Origin of the sequence: Cellulomonas chengniuliangii (assembly GCF_024508335.1) — a bacterium.
GTDB classification, from domain to species: domain Bacteria; phylum Actinomycetota; class Actinomycetes; order Actinomycetales; family Cellulomonadaceae; genus Cellulomonas_A; species Cellulomonas_A chengniuliangii.
This window is the reverse complement of the sequence record NZ_CP101988.1, coordinates 2,822,846-2,843,679: the sequence shown is the minus strand read 5'-3', so window position 1 is coordinate 2,843,679 and position 20,834 is coordinate 2,822,846. Positions and strand designations below refer to the sequence as shown.

The window sequence follows — 20,834 nt, the reverse complement described above, 5'->3', positions numbered from 1 at the left end:
GGCAATCGGTACGTTCGGCTCGACGCACCCCTTCCGCGATGCGTCGGCTTCCGCACAGCGTTGTGCGGCGACGAAGGAGTCGGACATGGCCACGGTCCACACCCGCCCCCGCAGGGCCGCCATCCTCCTCGCCGTCGGCGCGGTCGCGGTGCTCGGAGTCGTGCCGCCCCCGACGGGCAGCGCAGCCGCCGAGCCTCGGACGTTCACGCTCGTGGGGAGCCTCCAGGACGAGCTGGGATGCGCGGCCGACTGGCAGCCGGACTGCGCCGCCACCGAGCTGGCGCCCACCGACGCCGTGGGGGTGCACAGCGCCGAGTTCACCGTCCCGGCAGGCAGTCACGAGTACAAGGTCGCGGTGAACGGCTCCTGGGACGAGGCGTACGGGCTCGACGGCGGCTCCGAGAACATCCCGCTCGTGGTGGCCGGCCCAGCGACGCTGCGGTTCACCTTCGACGACGCCACGCACCGGGTGGCGCTGGCGCCCGTCGAGCTGTCCGGCGGGCCCGGCCCCGGGGACGACGCGATCGTCACCGCGCCCGCCCGGGACAGCGGCGCCGGCGAGAGCTTCTACTTCGTGATGACCGACCGTTTCGCCAACGGCGACCCGTCCAACGACACCGGCGGACGCACCGGCGACCGGCTCGCCACCGGCCTCGACCCGACGGACAAGAGCTTCTACCACGGCGGCGACCTCGCGGGCCTGCGCGACCGCCTCGACTACATCGAGGGCCTGGGCGCCACGGCGATCTGGCTCACCCCGTCCTTCGTCAACCGCCCGGTGCAGGGGACAGGCGCCAGCGTCTCGGCCGGGTACCACGGGTACTGGATCACCGACTTCACGCAGATCGACCCGCACCTGGGCACCAACGCCGAGCTCGAGGCCCTCATCGCCGACGCCCACGCCCGGGACATCAAGGTCTACTTCGACATCATCACCAACCACACCGCCGACGTCATCGACTACGCCGAGCAGACGTACGCCTACGTGGACCAGGCCACACGCCCGTACACCGACGCGGCGGGCGTCCCGTTCGACCCGGCCGACCACGCCGACGGCGGCCCGTTCCCGACGCTGGACCCGCTGACGTCGTTCCCGTACACCCCGGTCATCGCCCCCGAGGACGCGGACCTCAAGGTCCCGGCCTGGCTGAACGACCCGACGCTCTACCACAACCGCGGGGACTCGACCTGGACGGGGGAGTCCGTCACGCACGGCGACTTCTCCGGGCTCGACGACCTCATGACCGAGCACCCGACGGTCGTGGACGGCTTCGTGGACGTCTACGACGAGTGGATCGACCTGGGGATCGACGGCTTCCGCATCGACACCGCCAAGCACGTGAACCGGGAGTTCTGGGAGCAGTGGACCGCCCGCGTCCTGGACTACGCGCACGCGAACGGCAAGCCGGACTTCTTCATGTTCGGCGAGGTGTACGACGCGGACGCGGCGCTCCTGGCGCCCTACATGCGCGACACCGACATGAACGCGGTGCTCGACTTCGCCTTCCAGGCCGGCGCGTCGAGCTACGCGCGCGGCTTCTCGGCCACCGGGCTGCGCGCCCTGTTCGCGAGCGACGACAGGTACACGACCGCCGACACCAGCGCGGCGGCGCTGCCCACGTTCCTGGGCAACCACGACATGGGCCGGATCGGGCACATGGTCAAGGACTCCGGCGACGCGCTGCGGCGCTCGGAGCTGGCGCACTCGCTCATGTACCTGACGCGCGGGCAGCCGGTCGTCTATTACGGCGACGAGCAGGGCTTCGTCGGCGACGGCGACCTCGGTGGCACGGACAAGGACGCCCGGCAGTCGATGTTCGCGAGCCAGGTGCCGGAGTTCACCGAGCAGCGCCTCCTCACCGGGGAGGTCGCCGGATCAGTGGACCGGTTCGACCCCGAGGCCCCGCTCTACACGCACATCGCGGAGCTCGCGGGCATCCGGGAGGCCTCCGCCGCGCTGACCGGCGGCTCCCAGGTGGAGCGGCTGGTGGGCGGCGCGGACGGCTCCGTCTACGCCTTCTCCCGCGTGGACCGCGAGGAGAGGGTCGAGCACCTCGTCGCGCTGAACAACTCGACGGAGGCTCAGACCGTCAGCCTCACGACGCTCACCCCGGGCGCGGCCTACGAGGCGCTGCTCGGCGTCGACGACGGGGCGGCGGCCACCGCGACGGCCGACGGCGAGGGCGCGCTCACGCTGACCGTCCCGCCGCTCGCCGCTGTGCTGCTGCGCGCCGATCGCACGGTGGGGACGCTCGACGCGGACGCGGGACTGAGCGTGGACGCCCCGGCCCCCGGCGCCGGGCTGCGCGGCCAGCCGCCGGTCACCGCCGACGTCGACGACGACACCTGGGCGGAGACCTCGTTCGCGTACCGGGTGGTCGGGGACCCCGGGTGGACGCCGTTGGGCACCGCCGAGACCACCCAGCCCCGGGTCTTCCACGACGTCACCGCTCTGGCCCCGGGCACGCTGGTCGAGTACCGCGCCGTCTCGACCGACGCCGCCGGCAACCGGGTCGCGGGCTCCAGCTATGCGAGCGTCGGCGTGGCGGTCGACGGGGGCGCCGGGCCAGGGCCAGACCCGGGCTCCGAGCTCGTCACCGTGCCCGGCAGCCACAACGCCGTGATGGGCTGCGCGGGCGACTGGCAGCCCGCGTGCGAGCAGGCGCGGCTCAGCCGGCGCGCGGACGGCGCATACGCGGGCACGTTCACCCTCCCGCCGGGCTCGTACGAGTACAAGGTCGCCGTGGGCGGGTCCTGGGACGTCAACTACGGGGCGGGGGGCGCGCCCGGCGGCGCCAACGTCGCGTACACCGTCACGGGCGGCGCGCCGCAGCAGGTCACCTTCGTGTACGACCCCACGACGCACTGGTTCACCTCGACCGCGGAGGGCCCGCTGCTCACGGTTCCCGGCAGCCACCAGAGCGAGCTGGGCTGCGCGGCGGACTGGTCGCCGGACTGCCTGGCCACCTGGCTGCAGGACCCGGACGGGGACGGCGCGTACACGTACACGACGCCCGCGCTGCCCGCCGGGGTCTATGAGGCCAAGGTCGCCCATGACCTTTCCTGGGCGGAGAATTACGGGGCAGGCGGGGCGCGTGACGGCGCGAACATCCCGTTCACGGCTCCCGGAGGCAAGCCCGTGACCTTCACCTACGTCCTCGCCACGCACCTGCTCACCATCGACGTGGCTGATCCGCCGGCGCCCGGCCTGGGCGAGCAGCGCGCGCACTGGATCGACGAGCGCACGATCGCCTGGCCACCGTCATGGATCCCGGAGGGCGCCCCGGCCGCCTCGTCGTCGTTCCGGCTGCACGGGTCTCCCGACGGATCGCTCGAGGTCGCCGATGGCGTGGTCACCGGCGGCGAGGGCCACGACCTGGCCCTCGATCCCGCAGGCCTCACGCCCGACCAGCTGACCCGGTTCCCGGCGCTCGCGGGCCATCTCGCGCTCCGCCTGCCGGACGGGCTGACGAGGCCGGACGTCGAACGCCTGGCGGGCGGGGAGCTGCTCGTGTCGCAGCACGCCGTCGACGGCACGACGCAGGCTGTCTCGGGGGTGCAGATCCCCGGCGTGCTGGACGCCCTCTACGCCGGCGCCGTCGACCGCGACCTCGGCGTGACCTGGGCCAAGGGGCGTCCGGAGATGGCGCTGTGGGCGCCCACGGCGCAGAAGGTCGACCTGCTGCTCTGGCGGGGCACGGACGTCACCGGGCAGCCGCTGCGGGTGCCGACGCGGCGCCAGTCCGACGGGTCGTGGACGGCGCGGGGCGAGCGGTCCTGGGCCGGCTCGGCCTACCGCTACGAGGTCACCGTGTACGTGCCCAGCACCGACGCGGTCGAGGTCAACGCGGTGACCGACCCGTACTCGGTCGCCCTGACCACCAACTCCACGCACTCGGTGCTCGTGGACCTCGCCGACAAGGCCTTCCGCCCGCGCCAGTGGGAGCGGGCCAAGCAGCCCGTGGTGCGCCCGGTCGACCAGACGGTCTACGAGCTGCACGTGCGGGACTTCTCGGCCTCGGACGCCACGGTGCTGCCGCGGCTGCGGGGGACGTACGGCGCGTTCGCAGTCCAGGGCGCCGGCCGCGCCCAGCTGCGCCAGCTGCAGCGGGCGGGCCTGACGACGGTGCACCTGCTGCCCACGTTCGACATCGCCACGATCCAGGAGGACCGCGACGCCCAGCGCGTCCCCGACGGCGACCTGGCCGAGCTCGCGCCCGACTCGACCGAGCAGCAGGAGCGGGTGGCCGCCGTCGCGGCCGACGACGCGTTCAACTGGGGGTACGACCCGTTCCACTGGTCGGCGCCCGAGGGCTCGTACGCGCTCGACCCGGAGGGTGGCGCCCGTGTGGCGGAGTTCCGCACGATGGTGGGAGCCCTGCACGCGGACGGCCTGCAGGTGGTGCTCGACCAGGTGTTCAACCACACCGCCGCCAGCGGGCAGGCGACGACGTCGGTGCTCGACCGCGTGGTGCCCGGGTACTACCACCGGCTCACCCTCGGCGGGACGGTCGAGACGTCCACCTGCTGCCAGAACGTGGCCACCGAGCACGCCATGGCCCAGAAGCTGATGGTCGACTCCGTGGTGACGTGGGCCCGCGACTACAAGGTCGACGGCTTCCGGTTCGACCTGATGGGCCACCACTCGGTCGAGACCATGCTCGCGGTGCGGGAGGCGCTCGACGCGCTCACACCCCGGCGCGACGGGGTGGACGGCTCGGCCGTCTACCTCTACGGCGAGGGCTGGAACTTCGGGGAGGTCGCCGACAACCGGCTCTTCACCCAGGCGACGCAGGGCCAGCTCGGCGGCACGGGCATCGGCACGTTCAGCGACCGCCTGCGGGACGCGGTGCGCGGCGGCGGCCCGTTCGACGAGGACCCGCGGGTGCAGGGGTTCGGCTCCGGCGCGGCCACCGACCCCAACGGCGCCTCCGTCAACGGCACCGCCGAGGAGCAGCTCGCCCGGGCCCAGCACCAGGCCGACCTGGTGCGGCTCGGCCTCGCGGGCAACCTGCGGGACTTCGCGTTCCAGACCAGCGACGGGCAGGTCCGCTCCGGCGACGAGATCGACTACAACGGCCAGCCCGCCGGGTACGCGGACTCGCCCGAGGAGGTCGTGACCTACGTCGACGCCCACGACAACGAGACCTTGTTCGACTCGCTCACGCACAAGCTGCCGCGGGACACCGCCATGAGCGACCGGGTGCGGATGAACACCCTGTCGCTGGCCACCACCGCCCTCGCGCAGACTCCCTCGTTCTGGCACGCGGGCGCGGAGCTGCTGCGCAGCAAGTCGCTGGACCGGAACTCCTACGACTCCGGGGACTGGTTCAACCACCTGGACCTGGCCGGCCGGGACAACGGGTTCGGCCGAGGGCTGCCGCCCGAGCAGGAGAACGCGGACCTGTGGCCGTTCCAGAAGGCCCTGCTGGCGGACCCCGCCCTCAAGCCGTCCCCGGCGGACATCGCCGCCGCGGAGCAGGGCGCCCTCGACTTGCTGCGGCTCCGGTTCTCAACCCCGCTGTTCCGGCTCGGTGACGCCGCGCTCATCCAGGAGAAGGTGACGTTCCCCGGGAGCGGGCCCGACGCGGCGCCGGGGGTCGTGGTCATGCACGTGGACGACCGGCGCCGGGGGAGCAGCCCCGACGTGGACAAGGACCTCGATGGGCTGCTCGTCGTGTTCAACGCCTCGGACGAGCCCGTCACGCAGGTGCTGCCCGAGCTCGCGGGCCGCCGCCACACCCTCGCGCCCGTGCAGGCCAAGGGTTCGGACGCGGTGGTCCGGCGGACGACGTGGAGCGCGGCGACCGGAACGGTGAGCGTCCCGCCGCGGACCGTCGCGGTGCTCGTCGAGAAGCGGGCCAGCGGGCGCGGCTGAGGGGAGCGGCGCCGCCCATGGGCGGGCGGCGCCACGGCCGAACCCGCTCGCGCTGTCCGATCGAGGGCCCGGACGTACTCTGAGTCCGAGACACCTTCCCGGCGCGGGCCCTTCTCAGGGCCGTGCAGTCCGCGCCCCGAACCGGTAGACGCGACGCACACCTCCGGGTGCCCCCTGGCGTTCCTCGCGCTTCGGCGCCACCGTGCGACGGCCGCACTCCGTGTCCCTCCCGCACCGGGCCCAGCCACATCACCGAGCTGCACCGCAGCACCTCTCTCGAGCTCCGCCCGCCGGAGCGAACCGTGAGGAGTCCCCATGACGGCGCAACAGGCGACCACACCTGCTAAGTCGGGTGTGCCCAAGAAGGCCACGATCTCGATCTTCGCCTTGGCCATGCTGAACATCGTCGCGGTGGTCAGCCTCCGCGGGCTCCCGGCGGAGGCGGAGTACGGACTGGGCTCGATCTTCTACTACCTCTTCGCAGCGGTGTTCTTCCTCATCCCCGTCTCGCTAGTCGCGGCAGAACTGGCCACAGGGTGGCCCGAGCGCGGTGGAGTCTTCCGGTGGGTGGGAGAGGCGTTCGGCGGCCGCTGGGCGTTCGTCGCCATGTTCATGCTGTTCATCGAGGTCAGCGTCTGGTTCCCGACGGTGCTGACCTTCGGCGCGACGGCTCTGGCGTACACCGATGACAACACGTCGTACGCGTCCCGCCTGTCCTCGAACCGCGCGTACATCCTGCTCGTCGTCCTGGTCGTGTACTGGCTGGCCACCTTCATCGCGATGCGCGGCGCCGCGGCATTCTCCCGGGTGGCGAAGTGGGGCGGCATGATCGGCACGATCATCCCCGCGGCCATCCTCATCGTGCTGGGCTTCAGCTACCTCATCGCCGGCAACCCCTCGCAGATCAAGCTGGGCTGGGGTGAGCTGGTCCCCAACTTCGGGAGCTTCTCCACGGTGGTGCTGGCCGCGAGCATCTTCCTCTTCTACGCCGGCATGGAGATGAACGCGATCCATGTGACAGAGGTCAAGAACGCGGCCCGGAACTACCCGATCGCCATCGGCATCGCGGCGCTGGGCACCGTGATCATCTTCGTGTTGGGGACGCTGGCGATCGCCTTCGTGGTGCCGCAGTCCGAGATCAACCTGACGCAGAGCCTGCTGACCACGTTCACGGACGTCTTCCGCTGGGCGGGCATCGAGTGGGCGGCGCCGATCATGGCGGTGGCGCTCGCGGTCGGCGTGTTCGCGGGGGTCGTCACCTGGGTGTCCGGCCCCTCGAGCGGCCTGCTCAGCGTCGCCAAGGCCGGGTACATGCCACGGTTCTGGCAGGTCACGAACAGCCACGGCATGGCCACGCACATCCTCATCGCCCAGGCAGGGATCGTGACGGTGCTGTCGGCGGCCTTCGTGCTGCTGCCCTCGGTGCAGTCCGCTTACCAGATCCTTAGCCAGCTCACGTCGATCCTCTACCTGGTGATGTACCTGCTGATGTTCGCGGCGGCCATCTACCTCCGGTACAGCCAGCCCAACCGGCCACGGCCCTACAAGATCCCCGGCGGCGCGGTCGGCATGTGGCTGATCGGCGGGGCCGGGTTCGTCGCCTCCGCGCTGGCCTTCTTCTTCAGCTTCTTCCCGCCCAGCCAGGTCCCCACCGGGTCGCCGACCACCTACGTCGGGTTCCTCCTGGGTCTGACGATCGTGTTCATCGCGATCCCGCTGATCATCTACGCGGTGCGCAAGCCGCACTGGCGCCAGCGAGACGACGACTTCGCGCCGTTCACCTGGCAGATCGAGGGCGGGCACCCGGGGATCGTGTCGAACTCCTCGGTGCCGACGCCCGACCTCCTCCGGACGGCACGGGAGGCAGGCGACGCCGCGGCGGGCCGCCATTCCTCGACCACCGGCCCGGAGGACACAGGCTCCGGGGCCCGGGGCCATGCCGGCTCACCGGGCGACGCCGGCTCGGCCGGCCCCGCGCGCGCAGCCGGGGCAGCGGGCCCCGCGGGAACCCCGGGCGCCAACCGGCCGGGTGGGTCGACGCCGCCGGATCCGCGGGGAGGCGGCCAGCCGCCCAGCGGCGCCGGGTCGTGACCTCGCCCCGCCACTGCCCCACCGAGAGGATGGACGCACCATGACGTTGCACGCGCAGGCGACGCTGGACGCGCAGACCATCCAGGCGGCGGTGGACGCAGCGCACCGGGACAACGTCGCGCTGCAGGGCGGGGCGAACGCGAGCTACATCCCGTACCTCGCCTCGGTCGACTCCTCGCTCTTCGGGGTGGCCGTCGTCACCGCCGAGGGCGAGGTCTACTCCGCGGGCGACGCGGACTTCGAGTTCGCGATCGAGTCCATCTCCAAGGTGTTCACGATGGCCCGGGCGATGGCCGACGTGGGGCCTGTGGAGTTCCACCAGAAGATCGGCGCGGACCCCACGGGTTTGCCCTTCAACTCGGTGATGGCCCTCGAACTGCACAACGACAAGCCGCTGAGCCCTCTGGTCAACGCGGGCGCCATGTCCTCGGCGAGCTTGGTGAAGGCCGCCGACACCGAGCAGCGGTGGCAGCGGATCCTCGAGACGCAGCGGGCGTTCGCAGGCCGGGAGGTCCAGCTCAGCCCTGAGGTGAACACCTCCGAGCAGACCACCAACTTCCACAACCGGGCCATCGCGTGGCTGCTGTACAGCGGCGGGGCGATGTACTCCGACCCGATGGAGGCGTGCGACGTCTACACCCGGCAGTGCTCCACGCTGATCTCCGTGAAGGACCTCGCCACGATGGGCGCCACCATCGCGTCGGGAGGGGTGAACCCTGTCACCGGGGAGCGGGTGGTCGACGCCGAGCTGGTGCCGCACATGCTCGCGGAGATGACGATGGAGGGCCTGTACACCTCGTCGGGGGACTGGGCGTACACGGTTGGGCTGCCGGGCAAGAGCGGCGTCGGCGGCGGCGTCCTGTCGGTGGCCCCGGGCAAGCTCGCGATCGCTGCGTTCTCGCCGCCGCTCGACCCGGTCGGGAACAGCGTGCGGGGGATGGCGGCCGTGGGGCAGGTCGCGCAGCGCCTGGACCTGAGCCTCTACAAGGTCCCGGGGGCGGGGGACCCGCCGCTGTCCGCCCTGCTCAAGAGGGCCTAGCCCGCCGTGGCGGCGCGCAAGGCAGGCGCCGACGCTGTGTACAGTTCCGGCTGTGGGCACAGACCGGGTGACCCCGGGCTCCCAGACTTCACTGCGTGAAGCGAACCGAGCCCGGATCGTGAATGCGGTCCAGCAGCGTGGCTCCCTCACGCAGGTCGAGCTGGCCGGAGTGACAGGCCTGTCCCCGGCGACCGTGTCGAACATCGTCAAAGAGCTCACCGGCGCCGGAGTGCTGCACACCGCGCCCACGTCCCGTTCCGGACGCCGCGCCCAGCAGGTCACGCTCGCGCGCAACCTCGGCCTCGTGGCCGGCGTGCACTTCGGCACCCGCTCGCTGCGGGTCGCGCTCGCGGACGTCGCCCACCGCATCGTCGCCGAGCAACGCATGCCGCTGGCGCCGGACCACCGCGCCGACGCCGGCCTGGACCGCGCCGCCCTGCTCCTCACCGAGATGGTCGAGTCCGTCGAGGCGAGCATGAGCGAGGTGCTGGCCGTCGGCGTGGGGGTGCCGGCGCCGGTCGACGTCCGCACCGGGAGGGTCTCCACGCTGGGCATGCTGCGCGGCTGGGACGGCGTGGCGGTGCCCGAGGTCCTGGAGCACCGCATCGGCGTCCCCGTCCACGTCGACAACGACGCGAACCTCGGCGCCCTGGCGGAGGTGCGGCTCGGCGCCGCGCGCGGCCGGGAGAACGTGCTCTACCTGCGGGTGTCGCACGGCGTCGGCGGTGGCCTCGTTCTCGGCGGCCAGCTGTTCCACGGCCGCTCAGGCACGGCCGGGGAGATCGGCCACGTGACGATCGACGAGAACGGGCCCATCTGCCGCTGCGGCAACCGCGGCTGCCTCGAGACGTTCGTCGGGGCCCCCGTGCTGCTCGACATGCTGCAGGCCAGCCATGGCAGCCTCACGCTCCCCGACGTGATCGCCCGCGCCCACGACGGCGACCCCGGCTGCCGCCGGGTCATCTCCGACGCCGGACGGCACCTCGGCGTGGCGACCGCGAACGTCTGCAACCTCTTCGACCCCGACCTCGTCGTGGTCGGCGGCAGGCTCGCCGAGGCGGGCAACCTGCTGCTCGAGCCGTTGCGGATCATGCTCGAGCAGCGCACCGTGCCGAGCACCGCCGGCCCGGTGGAGGTCGTGGCCTCCGAGCTCGGCGCCGCCGCCGAGGTCCGCGGCGCGCTGGCCGTGGCCCTGGACCGGGTCGGCATCGCCGGCTCGATGGTGGCCGCAGGATGACCGCCCTCCGCGCCAGCTCGTGGCGCGCCGTGGCCGCCCTCGCCGCCGGGCTGATCGCCTCCCCGTTGGCCGCCGCTGGCTGCGCGACCTCCGCCTCCGCGACCGAGCCCACCATCGCGTTCTTGCTGCCCGAGTCGAAGACCGCCCGCTACGAGAACGTCGACCGCCCTGTCTTCGAGCAGGCCGTCGCCGACGAGTGCGACCGCTGCCGGGTGGTCTCGGCGAACGCCGGGCAGGACGCGGAGCGCCAGCAGCAGCAGGCCGAGTCGGCGCTCAGCCAGGGCGCGGGGGTGCTCGTGCTCGACGCGGTGGACGTCTCCGCGGCGCTGAGCATCGTCGCCGCCGCGGCGCAGCGCGGTGTGCCCGTGATCGCCTACGACCGGTCCCTGGCCACGGCCGATGTGGCCGCCTACGTGTCCTTCGACAACGAGGCCGTGGGCCGCCTGCAGGGCCTGTCCATCGTCCAGGCGCTCGGCGCCAGCGCTGCCGGCTCCGACGGCGCTCACGGCGTGCTGATGGTCGGCGGCGCGGCCACTGACGCCAACTCCGCGGCGCTGCTGGCCGGGGCTCGGGCGGCCCTCGACGGCGCCGGGGTCGACATCCTCGCCGAGCACTCGACCCCCGACTGGAGCCCGGACAAGGCCCAGGAGTGGGTCGCCGGCCAGCTCACCCAGTACGGCGGCCGGGTGGACGCCGTGTGGGCCGCTAACGACGGCACCGCGAGCGGCGCCATCTCCGCGATGAAGGCGGCGGGGTTGAGCCCTGTGCCCCCGGTCACCGGGCAGGACGCCGAGCTGAGCGCGGTGCAGCGGATCCTCAGCGGCGACCAGCACATGACCGTCTACAAGGACATCGCCGAGGAGGCCCGCACCGCGGCCCGGCTCGCGGTCGATGTCCTGCGCGGGGACACCCCCCGGACGACCACGACCGTGGACGGCGTCCCCGCCGTCCTACTGGCCCCCGTGGCCGTCACCTCCGAGAACCTGCGCCACGTCATCGTCGACGGCGGCGTCCACACCATCGAGGTGATCTGCGTGGATCCCTATCGTCATGCCTGCGTCGAGGCAGGCCTCATCGAGGAGGGCGGCGAATGAAGGCTCCAGTTCTGTCACTGCGCGGCGTGAGCAAGTCCTACGGCGCCGTCCGCGCCCTGGTGGACGTCGATCTGGACGTCCATGCGCACGAGGTTGTCGCGGTGGTCGGCGACAACGGCGCCGGCAAGTCGACGCTCGCGGGCGTCGTCTCCGGCGCGCTGCTGCCCGACGCGGGTCACGTCGAGCGTGACGGGCGGCCGGTGCACCTGGTCAACCCCGCGGTGGCGCGGGCGCACGGCATCGCGGCCGTGTTCCAGGACCTCGCCCTGTGCGAGAACCTCGACGTGGTCGAGAACATCTTCCTGGGCCAGGAGGTCACCCAGGGCCCGCTGCTCGACGAGGTCGCCATGGAGCGGCACGCCTGGGAGCTGCTCAACCAGCTCGCCGCGCGGGTGCCCTCGGTCCGTGCCCCCGTCGGCGCGTTGTCCGGCGGGCAGCGCCAGGCCGTCGCGATCGCCCGCTCGCTGCTCGGCGACCCGCGGGTGGTCGTCCTCGACGAGCCCACGGCGTCGCTGGGCATCACCCAGACCGCCGAGGTGCTCAACCTCATCGAGCGGTTGCGCGAGCGCGGCCACGGCGTCGTGCTGATCAGCCATTCGATGGCCGACGTGCAGGCCGTCGCCGACCGGATCGTGGTGCTGCGCCTGGGCCGCGTCAACGGCGACTTCGACGCGGCGAGCACCAGCTACGAGGACCTCATCGCCGCCGTGACGGGGGTGACGCCCAGCGGGCGCAGCACGCGCGTGGTGCGTGCCGGCGAGGCCGCTCGATGAGCCTGCCGGCTCCCGCACTCACCGTTGTGGCAGGAGCCAAGGCGCCCTCACGGGCGGATGGGGCCTCGCGGGCCGAGGCCGTGCGCGGCATCGGCCAACGGCTGCGCGCCGGCGAGCTCGGGTCGCTGCCGATCATCGGGGCGCTGCTGGTCATCTGGGCGGTCTTCCAGTCGCTCAACACGAACTTCCTCAGCAGCGACAACCTGGTCAACCTCACGATGCAGTCCGCGTCGACGGGCGTGATCGCACTGGGCGTGGTGCTGGTGCTCCTGGTGGGCCACATCGACCTGTCCGTGGGCTCGGTGTGCGGGCTGTCCGCCGCCCTGGTCGCGGTCGGCTCGGTGCAGCTCGGCTGGCCCGTGCTCCTGGCCGTCCTCGCCGCGCTCCTGGTCGGGGCGGTGGTGGGGCTGCTGTACGGCGTCCTCGCCACCAGGCTGCGCCTGCCGAGCTTCGTGTTCACCCTCGCGGGGCTGCTGGTGATCGCGGGCGTGCAGCTGCGGGTGCTGGGTCCCACCGGGTCGGTGAACCTGCCCTTCGAGTCGTGGCTGGTGCGGACCGTCCAGCAGGGGTTCGTGCCGCCGCCCGTCGCCTACGGGCTGGTGATGGCGGTCGTCCTCGCGTACGCCGGCGCCCAGGTGGCAGGGCGGGCCCGCCGCGAGCGCGCGGGTCTGCCCGTGAGCACGCACACGGCCCTCGTTCTGCGGGTGGCGCTCCTCGGCGCGGCGCTGACCGCGGCGGTCGCCTACCTCCAGGCCGACCGAGGGCTCGGCATCGCCTTCGCGCTGTTCCTCGGGCTGGTGGCTGTCGTGGACATCCTGCTGCGGCGTACCCGCTGGGGGCGGGCCGTGCACGCGGTCGGCGGGTCGGTGGAGTCCGCACGACGAGCCGGGGTGCCCATCCGCCGCACCTACGTCTCGGTGTTCGTCGCGTGCTCGACCCTCGCCGCCCTGGGCGGGGTGCTCGCTGTGGGCCGCCTGTCCGCCGCCAACCAGGGGAGCGGCGGCGGTGATCTCTACCTCACGGCCATCGCGGCCGCGGTGATCGGCGGAACCAGCCTGTTCGGCGGACGGGGCAGGGCCTGGTCCGCCCTGTGGGGCGTGCTCATCATCCACTCGATCTCGAGCGGGCTGACACTGCTCAACATGGGCGCGTCGGAGAGGTACGTCATCACCGGCCTGGTGCTCGCCCTGGCGGTCACCATCGACTCGCTCGCCCGGCGCACCCGGGCGGCGTGACCCGGACTCGTCAGGTCAGGGGCGCCCGCACGCCGTCCCGTTGAGCGTGAAGTCCGTGGGCGCCGCGTTCGCCCCTGTGTGGGAGCCGTTGAAGCCGATCTGCACCGAGCCCCCCGCCGGGACCACGCCGTTCCAGGCGGCGTTGACGGCAGTCACCTGAGACCCCTGCTGGGTGGTCACCGAGCTCCACGCCTGCGTCACGACCTGGCCCGACGGGAAGGTCCAGGTCAGGCGCCAACCGTCGAGGGGCGTGGTCGCCAGGTTCCGCACCGTGACGTTGGCGGTGAACCCGGTGTTCCACTGGTTGACGGCGTAGGCGACCGTGCAGCCACCGGCGCCAGTCGGTGGGGGAGTCGTGGGCGGGGGCGTGGTCGGCGGCGGCGTGCTGGGCGGGGGAGTCGTGGGCGGGGGCGTGGTGGGCGGGGGCGTGGTGGGCGGGGGCGCGGCGTCCAGCCCGAAGAAGCGGATGGCCGCCGCGGCGTCGACGGGCAGGTTGTGCGAGACGCCCGGCAGGCTGTTGGCCTCGAGAGGCGCCTGGGCGCCCGTGCCCCCGTAGCGCGTGCGGGTGACGCCGCTGGCAGGCGCGTCCGTGGACGACGGTGTGGCGCTGACGCCCAACACGTTGGTCCACTGCTTGACGGACTCGCCGAAGTTCACGTAGCTGAGGGTCTCGTCGTTCGTGCCGTGCCAGAGCTGCACGCGGGGACGGGCGCCCGTGTAGCCCGGATAGGCGTTGCGGACGAGCGTGCCCCACTCCTGGGCGGACTTCGTGACCCGGCCCTGCGCGCAGTCGCTGTTCCACCCCGAGCCGTTGGTCGTCGCGAAGCACGAGGCGGGAACTCCGGCGAACGCCGAGCCGGCCGCGAAGACGTCGGGGTAGTTGGCGAGCAGCACCTGGGTCATCATCGCGCCCGACGAGACGCCGGTGACGAAGACGCGGCTGGTGTCGATGGCGTACCGCTGCTGCACGTGCTGGAGCATCGACCGGATGCCCACCGGGTCGCTGCCGCCGTCGCGGCGCAGCGCCTCGGGGGAGGAGACGTCGAAGCAGTTGCCGCTGCGCGTCGCCGACGGGTAGATCACGATGTAGCCGTGACGCGTCGCCAGCTCGTCGAACTGCGCGCCGTTGTACAACGCGGGCCCCGAGCCCGTGCAGTAGTGCACCGCGACGAGCACGGCGGGACGGGCCGGCAGGTTGTCCGGCACGAACAGGTGCATCCGCAGGCCGCTGGGGTTGGCGCCGAAGCCGGTGACCTCGACGAGGGAGGCCGCCTGGGCGGGCGGCGCCGTCGAGATGGCCGCGGCGGTGACGCCGAGCAGGCTCAGCGCGAAGACGGCTGCCGCGGCGGCCGCTCGGGTCACAGGGGTGCGGGGGCGGTCCATCGGTCTCCTCGGTGAGGCCGGTGGCATGGTGGACGGCGTCGGCCACGCACCGGTGTGGGCGGCTTCCGTCGAGGAGTTGGAAGCCATCGGCACTTCGGAGCATGGCTCGGGTGGCGCCGCGGCGCGACCTGCTGAATCGTTTCCGGGCGGGTGCGGCTCGTGCCGGGCGCGAGGTCGCAGCCCAGGGCTCAGCCGGTGGCCGCCCGGTAGCGGCTCAGCGGAACACGATGGTGCGGTGCCCGTCGAGCAACACCCGGTGCTCGGCGTGCCAGCGCACCGCGCGCGCGAGCGCCCGGCGCTCCACGTCCTGCCCCAGCGCCACCAGGTCCTCGACCGAGCGGGTGTGGTCCACCCGCTCCACGTCCTGCTCGATGATCGGCCCCTCGTCCAGGTCGCCCGTGACGTAGTGCGCGGTGGCGCCGATCAGCTTGACCCCACGGTCGTGGGCCTGCGCGTACGGGCGCGCGCCCTTGAACGAGGGCAGGAACGAGTGGTGGATGTTGATGATCCGGCCCGACAACGTCCGGCACAGGTCGTCGGAGAGGATCTGCATGTAGCGGGCCAGCACCACGAGCTCGACGTCCAGCTCCTGCACGAGCTCGAGCAGGCGGTCCTCGGCCGCGGCCTTGGTGGCGGCCGTCACGGGCACGTGGTGGAACGGGATGCCGTAGAACTGCGCCAGGTCGACCAGCGCCGTGTGGTTCGAGACCACGGCGACGATGTCGATCGGCAGGTTCTCGGACCGCTGGCGGAACGCCAGGTCGTTGAGGCAGTGCGCCGCCGTGGATCCCATCACCAGCGTGCGCACCGGGCGGCCGGCCACGTCGAGCCGCCACTGCATCATGAAGCGCCCCGCGAGGTCGGTCAGGGCGCTCTCGAGAGTGTGCCGGGCGACCGAGGCGGTGACCTGCACGCGCATGAAGAACAGGCCGGTGAGCGGGTCGCCGAACTGCTGGGACTCGGTGATGTTCCCTCCGTGCTCGGCGAGCAGCCCGGCCACCGCGTGCACGATGCCAGGTCGGTCGGGGCACGACAGGGTCAGGACCCAGTGGGTTCCGTCGGGGGTGTGGAGAAGCGGGGTGGACACGGTGCCCAAGGCTAGTCGAGCAGTCTGGCGGCGCCGCGCAGCCCGCGCGAGGGTCCGTGACCGGGGGCGCCAGCGGGTTGGGCCAGGTCCAAGGGCCCTCGTCCAGGGGCTGGGAACGGGCTACCTGGAGCCACCCGGGTCCGCGGAGGATAGTGCGTGTTCCTCCCCAGACCCGCAGCCCGTGATGGGACGATGAGCGCATGAGCGAGCCCGAGGTGGAGATCCGTCCCGTCGACCTGGCCGACGCTGGCGAGCTGTTGACGCTGCGTCGCGCCGCGTTCGTGACCGAGGCGCAGATCTACGGCGACCCGAACATCCCCCCGCTGACGCAGACCTTCGAGGAGCTGCGCGCCGACCTCGTCGCGGACGGCGTCATCACCCTCGGCGCATGGTCGGGACACCGGCTCGTCGGGTCCATCCGCGTGCTGCTGGAGGGCGGGAAGGCGACCCTCGGGCGCCTGGCGGTGGCGCCCGACGTGCAGGGCCAGGGGATCGGCACCAGCCTGCTGCTCGCGATCCTGCCTCTGCTGCCCGAGGACATCAACGAGGTGTGGGTCTTCACCGGCCGCGACTCGGTGCAGAACCTGGCCCTGTACGAGCGGCACGGCTACACCCACCAGCATGACCAGACCGCGGGGGACCTGACGTTCGCCTACCTGCGCAAGATCCTGGGCGACGGCGAGGCGTCTCCCGTCGGAGCCGGACACAGCTGATTCAGCCGAGGGCCCTCGCCCGGTGAGACGGGCGTGGACAGCCACGCCCGCTTGGTAGGCTGGCGCTCGTCGTGACTGGCGCAACGGGTGGAACACCACCGGGGAGCGACGCAGCAGCAGACTTCGGGTCGAACGCCTGGGCCCTCGGTCACCACACCATCCGTGTGCGTGCCCGACGTATGCCGGGAACCCGCACGCTGACTGCGAGGAGAGACATGAGCGTCGACCAGACCCCCGTGCTCGACCAGAATTTGTCCGCCGTGGACCCCGAGATCGCCGCGGTGCTGGACGGAGAGCTCGCCCGCCAGCAGGGCACTCTCGAGATGATCGCGAGCGAGAACTTCGTGCCGCGAGCCGTGCTGCAGGCGCAGGGCTCCGTGCTCACCAACAAGTACGCCGAGGGCTACCCCGGCCGCCGGTACTACGGCGGCTGCGAGCAGGTCGACGTCGCGGAGACCCTGGCCATCGAGCGGGCCAAGGCGCTGTTCGGCGCCGAGCACGCGAACGTCCAGCCGCACTCGGGCGCCACGGCCAACGCCGCGGTGCTGCACGCGCTGATCAACAAGGGCGACAAGATCCTCGGCCTCGAGCTGGCCCACGGCGGCCACCTCACGCACGGCATGAAGATCAACTTCTCCGGCAAGCTCTACGACGTCGCCGCCTACGGCGTGAACCCCGAGACGTTCCTCATCGACCCGGAGGCGGTGCGGGCCGCGGCCCTCGAGCACCGCCCCGACGTCATCATCGGCGGCTGGTCCGCCTACCCCCGCCACCTCGACTTCGAGGCGTTCCGGTCCATCGCGGACGAGGTCGGGGCCAAGCTCTGGGTCGACATGGCCCACTTCGCCGGGCTGGTCGCGGCGGGCCTGCACCCCAACCCGGTGCCGCACGCGGACGTCGTCTCGTCCACCGTGCACAAGACGATCGGCGGCCCGCGCTCGGGCTTCATCCTGTCCAAGCAGGAGTACGCCAAGAAGATCGACTCGGCGGTGTTCCCGGGCCAGCAGGGCGGGCCGCTCATGCACGTCGTGGCCGCGAAGGCCGTGTCGTTCAAGATCGCCGGCTCGCCGGAGTTCCGGGACCGTCAGGAGCGCACCCTCTCGGGCGCGAAGATCATCGCCGAGCGCCTCACCGCGGCCGACGTCGCGGGCGCCGGTGTCTCGGTGCTGACCGGCGGCACCGACGTGCACCTGGTGCTCGTCGACCTGCGGCACTCGGACCTCGACGGCCAGCAGGCGGAGGACCTCCTGCACTCGGTCGGCATCACCGTGAACCGCAACGCGGTGCCCTTCGACCCGCGCCCCCCGCGCGTGACGTCGGGCCTGCGCATCGGCACGCCCGCGCTCGCCACGCGCGGCTTCGGGGACGCCGAGTTCACCGAGGTGGCCGACATCATCGCCACCGCGCTGGTCGACGGCTCGGGCGCCGATGTCGAGGCCCTGCGCGCGCGCGTCCAGAAGCTCACGGACGCGCACCCGCTGTACGCCGGCCTGCAGCAGTACTGACCCCGCCTCGCCGTCGGGACCCGGCCCGCGCGCGCCCGTCGTGGCGCGCGCGGGCCGCCCGTGGGCACGCCCCAAGGAGTAGTAGAGCGATGACCGCACAGGTTCTGGACGGCACGGCCACAGCGGCCGCGATCAAGGGCGAGCTCACGGCCCGCGTGGCCGCGCTCGCCGCGCGAGGGGTGCGTCCCGGGCTGGGCACCCTGCTGGTCGGCGACGACCCGGGGTCGCGCTGGTACGTCGCCGGCAAGCACAAGGACTGCGCCGAGGTCGGCATCGCGTCGATACGCGAGGACCTGCCCGAGACGGCCACGCAGCAGGAGGTCGAGGACGCCGTGGCCCGGCTGAACGCCGACCCGGCCTGCACCGGATTCATCGTGCAGCTACCGTTGCCGAAGGGCATCGACACCAACCGGGTGCTGGAGCTCATCGACCCGGACAAGGACGCCGACGGGCTGCACCCCACCAACCTCGGGCGGCTCGTGCTGCGGGTCAACGAGCCCATCGACTCGCCACTGCCCTGCACGCCCCGCGGCATCATCGAGCTGCTCGAGCGGCACGGCGTCGACCTGGCAGGAGCGGACGTGACCGTCGTCGGGCGGGGCACCACGGTGGGCCGCTCGATCGGGCTGCTGCTCACCCGCCGGGCGATCAACGCGACGGTCACCCTGACGCACACCGGCACCGCCGACCTCGCCGAGCACACCCGCAACGCGGACGTCATCGTGGCGGCCGCGGGCGTTCCCGGCATCATCTCGGCGGACATCGTCAAGCCCGGCGCCGTGGTCGTGGACGTGGGCGTCTCGCGGGCCACGGACCCCGAGACCGGCAAGTCGCGGGTCGTCGGGGACGTCGCCCCGGAGGTCCGGGAGATCGCGTCCTGGGTGTCGCCGAACCCGGGCGGCGTCGGTCCGATGACCCGGGCGATGCTGCTCAGCAACGTGGTGGACACCGCGGAGCGCCTGGCCGGTTGACCGGCCGATGAGTCGGGCCCCCCGGGCGGGTCTGTACCTGTGACCGCACTCACAGGAGGGGAACCGCCATGGGAATCGTCCGTCCGCACCTCTGGTACCACTCGCAGGCCGAGGAGGCCGCGAACTTCTACGCCTCGGTGATCCCGAACTCGCAGGTCACCAACGTCATCAAGGCGCCCGCGGGGGTGAACGCGGCCGAGGGCGCTGCTTTCATCGTCGAGTTCACCCTCGACGGGATGCCGGTGACGGCGATGAGCGCCGGCCCCGGGTTCACCCTCGACGAGTCGTTCTCGATGGTCCTGGACTGCGAGACCCAGGAGGAGGTCGACCACTACTGGGAGGCGCTGCTGGCCGACGGCGGCGAGCCCAGCCAGTGCGGCTGGCTCAAGGACAGGTACGGCCTGTCCTGGCAGGTGGTCCCCACGTCCCTTGACTCGCTGCTGTTCAGCGAGGACACGGAGGCGTCGGCCCGCGCCACCCAGGCGATGTACGCGATGCAGAAGCTCGACCTGCCCGCGATCCAGGCCGCGTACGACGGCGTCCCCGTCTGACACGCCTGGGACGGGTGCGCGGCCTGTCAGCGTCATGGGGTTGGATATGCCGCGTGCTGACCATCGCCACCGTCAACGTCAACGGGATCCGAGCCGCGTACAAGCGCGGAATGGCCGAGTGGGTCGAGGCCCGCAAGCCCGACGTCATGCTGCTGCAAGAGGTGCGGGCGCCTGACGAGATCCTCAGCGACTTCCTGTCGACCTCCGAGTGGGACCTCGCGCATGAGGCCTGCGAGATCAAGGGCCGTGCCGGCGTGGCGATCGCGTCGCGCCTGCCCATGACCGCCATCCGGATCGGCCTCGCGACCGGTGTGCCGGTCGACACCGGCCGCTGGGTCGAGGCCGACCTCGAGGTCCCGGGCAAGGACGGCTCCACGCAGCAGGTGACGGTGGTCTCGACGTACATCCACTCAGGCACCGCGGGCACGCCGAAGATGGACGAGAAGTACGCGTTCCTGGACCACGTCACCAAGCGCCTCGCCGAGCTGGCCGGATCAGGGCAGCACGTGGTGGTGGCGGGCGACCTCAACATCGCCCACAAGAACGTCGACATCAAGAACTGGAAGGGCAACCTCAAGGCCGCCGGCTTCCTGCCCGAGGAGCGCGCCTACCTGGACCGCTGGTTCGACGAGCAGGGCTGGCGGGACCTCGGGCGCGAGCTCGGCGGAGAAGGCCCAGGGCCGTACACGTGGTGGTCGTGGCGCGGGCAGGCCTTCGTGAACGACGCGGGCTGGCGGATCGACTACCAGCTCGCCACCCCCGGCCTGGCGGACGTGGCCCGCACCGCGGAGGTCGACCGCGCCGCCACCTACGAGGAGCGGTTCAGCGACCACGCCCCGGTCGTCGTCGCCTACGACATCTGAGCGGGGGAGGGCTCCGGGGCGCTGTCGACGGCAGCCACCAGCCCTCGGTAGTGCGCGATCTTCTCCGTCAGGTGCTGCTGCTGGCGCCGGAGCAGGTCGATCGTCGCGGCGACCTCCGAGGCGTGGTGCTCCAGGATCTCGATCCGCTCGGGGATCGTCTGCTCGGCGTCCGCGCCGCTGGCGAGAGCGAGCGCGGCGTACTGGCGCATCGTGGCGATCGGCATGCCGGTGTCGCGCAGGCAGCGCAGGATCTCGAGCCAGCCGAGGTCGGCCTCCGAGTAGGCGCGCCGCCCGGCATGGTCGCGTCGGACGCCGCTGAGCAGGCCGATCCGCTCGTAGTAGCGCAGCGTGTCGATGCTGAAGCCGCTGCGCCGCGCCGTCTCGGCGGGGGTGAAGGTCGCCATGCCCCTAGTC

15 protein-coding genes and 1 riboswitch are annotated in these 20,834 nt (G+C 72.3%); of the genes, 12 read left to right on the top strand and 3 right to left on the bottom strand.

Going from position 1 to position 20,834, the window contains the following annotated elements; translation table 11 throughout:
• Positions 1–85: 85 nt before the first annotated feature.
• The 7 genes from pulA (at position 86) to NP064_RS13130 (ending at position 13,347) form a co-directional block, all read left to right on the top strand.
• Positions 86–5,878, top strand: coding sequence for a pullulanase-type alpha-1,6-glucosidase (gene pulA / locus NP064_RS13160; RefSeq protein ID WP_227570417.1), 5,793 nt, complete (start codon positions 86–88; stop codon positions 5,876–5,878).
• A gap of 315 nt (positions 5,879–6,193) precedes the next feature.
• Positions 6,194–7,969 (top strand): glutamine/gamma-aminobutyrate antiporter GadC, encoded by a 1,776-nt coding sequence (gene gadC / locus NP064_RS13155; RefSeq protein WP_227570418.1) that lies wholly within the window; start codon positions 6,194–6,196, stop codon positions 7,967–7,969.
• A 40-nt stretch (positions 7,970–8,009) separates the two neighbouring features.
• Entirely contained in the window at positions 8,010–9,008 is a 999-nt protein-coding gene (gene glsA, locus NP064_RS13150) for a glutaminase A (protein ID WP_227570419.1), read from the top strand.
• 118 nt (positions 9,009–9,126) lie between these two features.
• Positions 9,127–10,245: an ROK family transcriptional regulator gene (locus NP064_RS13145; RefSeq protein ID WP_308015342.1), complete on the top strand. Its 1,119-nt coding sequence runs from the start codon at positions 9,127–9,129 to the stop codon at positions 10,243–10,245.
• Positions 10,242–11,339: a substrate-binding domain-containing protein gene (locus NP064_RS13140; RefSeq protein ID WP_227570421.1), complete on the top strand. Its 1,098-nt coding sequence runs from the start codon at positions 10,242–10,244 to the stop codon at positions 11,337–11,339. The genes NP064_RS13145 and NP064_RS13140 overlap by 4 nt, the downstream gene beginning before the upstream one ends.
• Complete coding sequence (locus tag NP064_RS13135) at positions 11,336–12,112, top strand: ATP-binding cassette domain-containing protein (RefSeq protein WP_227570422.1); 777 nt, start codon at positions 11,336–11,338, stop codon at positions 12,110–12,112. The genes NP064_RS13140 and NP064_RS13135 overlap by 4 nt, the downstream gene beginning before the upstream one ends.
• Positions 12,109–13,347: a sugar ABC transporter permease gene (locus NP064_RS13130; RefSeq protein WP_227570423.1), complete on the top strand. Its 1,239-nt coding sequence runs from the start codon at positions 12,109–12,111 to the stop codon at positions 13,345–13,347. The genes NP064_RS13135 and NP064_RS13130 overlap by 4 nt, the downstream gene beginning before the upstream one ends.
• Before the next feature lie 15 nt (positions 13,348–13,362).
• On the opposite strand, the gene NP064_RS13125 is transcribed toward NP064_RS13130, so the two are convergent.
• Positions 13,363–14,730, bottom strand: coding sequence for an extracellular catalytic domain type 1 short-chain-length polyhydroxyalkanoate depolymerase (locus NP064_RS13125; protein ID WP_227570424.1), 1,368 nt, complete (start codon positions 14,728–14,730; stop codon positions 13,363–13,365).
• 214 nt (positions 14,731–14,944) lie between these two features.
• Positions 14,945–15,826, bottom strand: coding sequence for a formyltetrahydrofolate deformylase (gene purU / locus NP064_RS13120; RefSeq protein WP_372456408.1), 882 nt, complete (start codon positions 15,824–15,826; stop codon positions 14,945–14,947).
• Between the two features lie 191 nt (positions 15,827–16,017).
• Between purU and NP064_RS13115 the strand changes: the two genes are divergently transcribed.
• The 5 genes from NP064_RS13115 to NP064_RS13095 all read left to right on the top strand — a co-directional run bounded on the left by NP064_RS13115 (position 16,018) and on the right by NP064_RS13095 (position 20,420).
• The gene (locus NP064_RS13115) at positions 16,018–16,530 is read left to right on the top strand and encodes a GNAT family N-acetyltransferase (RefSeq protein ID WP_227570426.1); all 513 of its coding nucleotides are present in this window, start codon (positions 16,018–16,020) and stop codon (positions 16,528–16,530) included.
• A gap of 61 nt (positions 16,531–16,591) precedes the next feature.
• Positions 16,592–16,679, top strand: a riboswitch (ZMP/ZTP riboswitch).
• A 66-nt stretch (positions 16,680–16,745) separates the two neighbouring features.
• Positions 16,746–18,035 (top strand): serine hydroxymethyltransferase, encoded by a 1,290-nt coding sequence (gene glyA / locus NP064_RS13110; protein WP_227570427.1) that lies wholly within the window; start codon positions 16,746–16,748, stop codon positions 18,033–18,035.
• Positions 18,036–18,124: 89 nt separating this feature from the next.
• Entirely contained in the window at positions 18,125–19,006 is an 882-nt protein-coding gene (locus NP064_RS13105; protein WP_227570428.1) for a bifunctional methylenetetrahydrofolate dehydrogenase/methenyltetrahydrofolate cyclohydrolase, read from the top strand.
• A gap of 68 nt (positions 19,007–19,074) precedes the next feature.
• Positions 19,075–19,557, top strand: coding sequence for a VOC family protein (locus tag NP064_RS13100; RefSeq protein ID WP_227570429.1), 483 nt, complete (start codon positions 19,075–19,077; stop codon positions 19,555–19,557).
• Between the two features lie 53 nt (positions 19,558–19,610).
• Complete coding sequence (locus tag NP064_RS13095; RefSeq protein WP_227570430.1) at positions 19,611–20,420, top strand: exodeoxyribonuclease III; 810 nt, start codon at positions 19,611–19,613, stop codon at positions 20,418–20,420.
• Here the strand turns inward: NP064_RS13095 and NP064_RS13090 are convergent.
• Positions 20,408–20,824 carry a MerR family transcriptional regulator gene (locus NP064_RS13090; protein ID WP_227570431.1) on the bottom strand — a complete coding sequence of 139 codons (417 nt, stop codon included), beginning with the start codon at positions 20,822–20,824 and terminating at the stop codon, positions 20,408–20,410. The two genes, NP064_RS13095 and NP064_RS13090, sit on opposite strands and share 13 nt — an antisense overlap.
• Between the last annotated feature and the right edge of the window lie 10 nt (positions 20,825–20,834).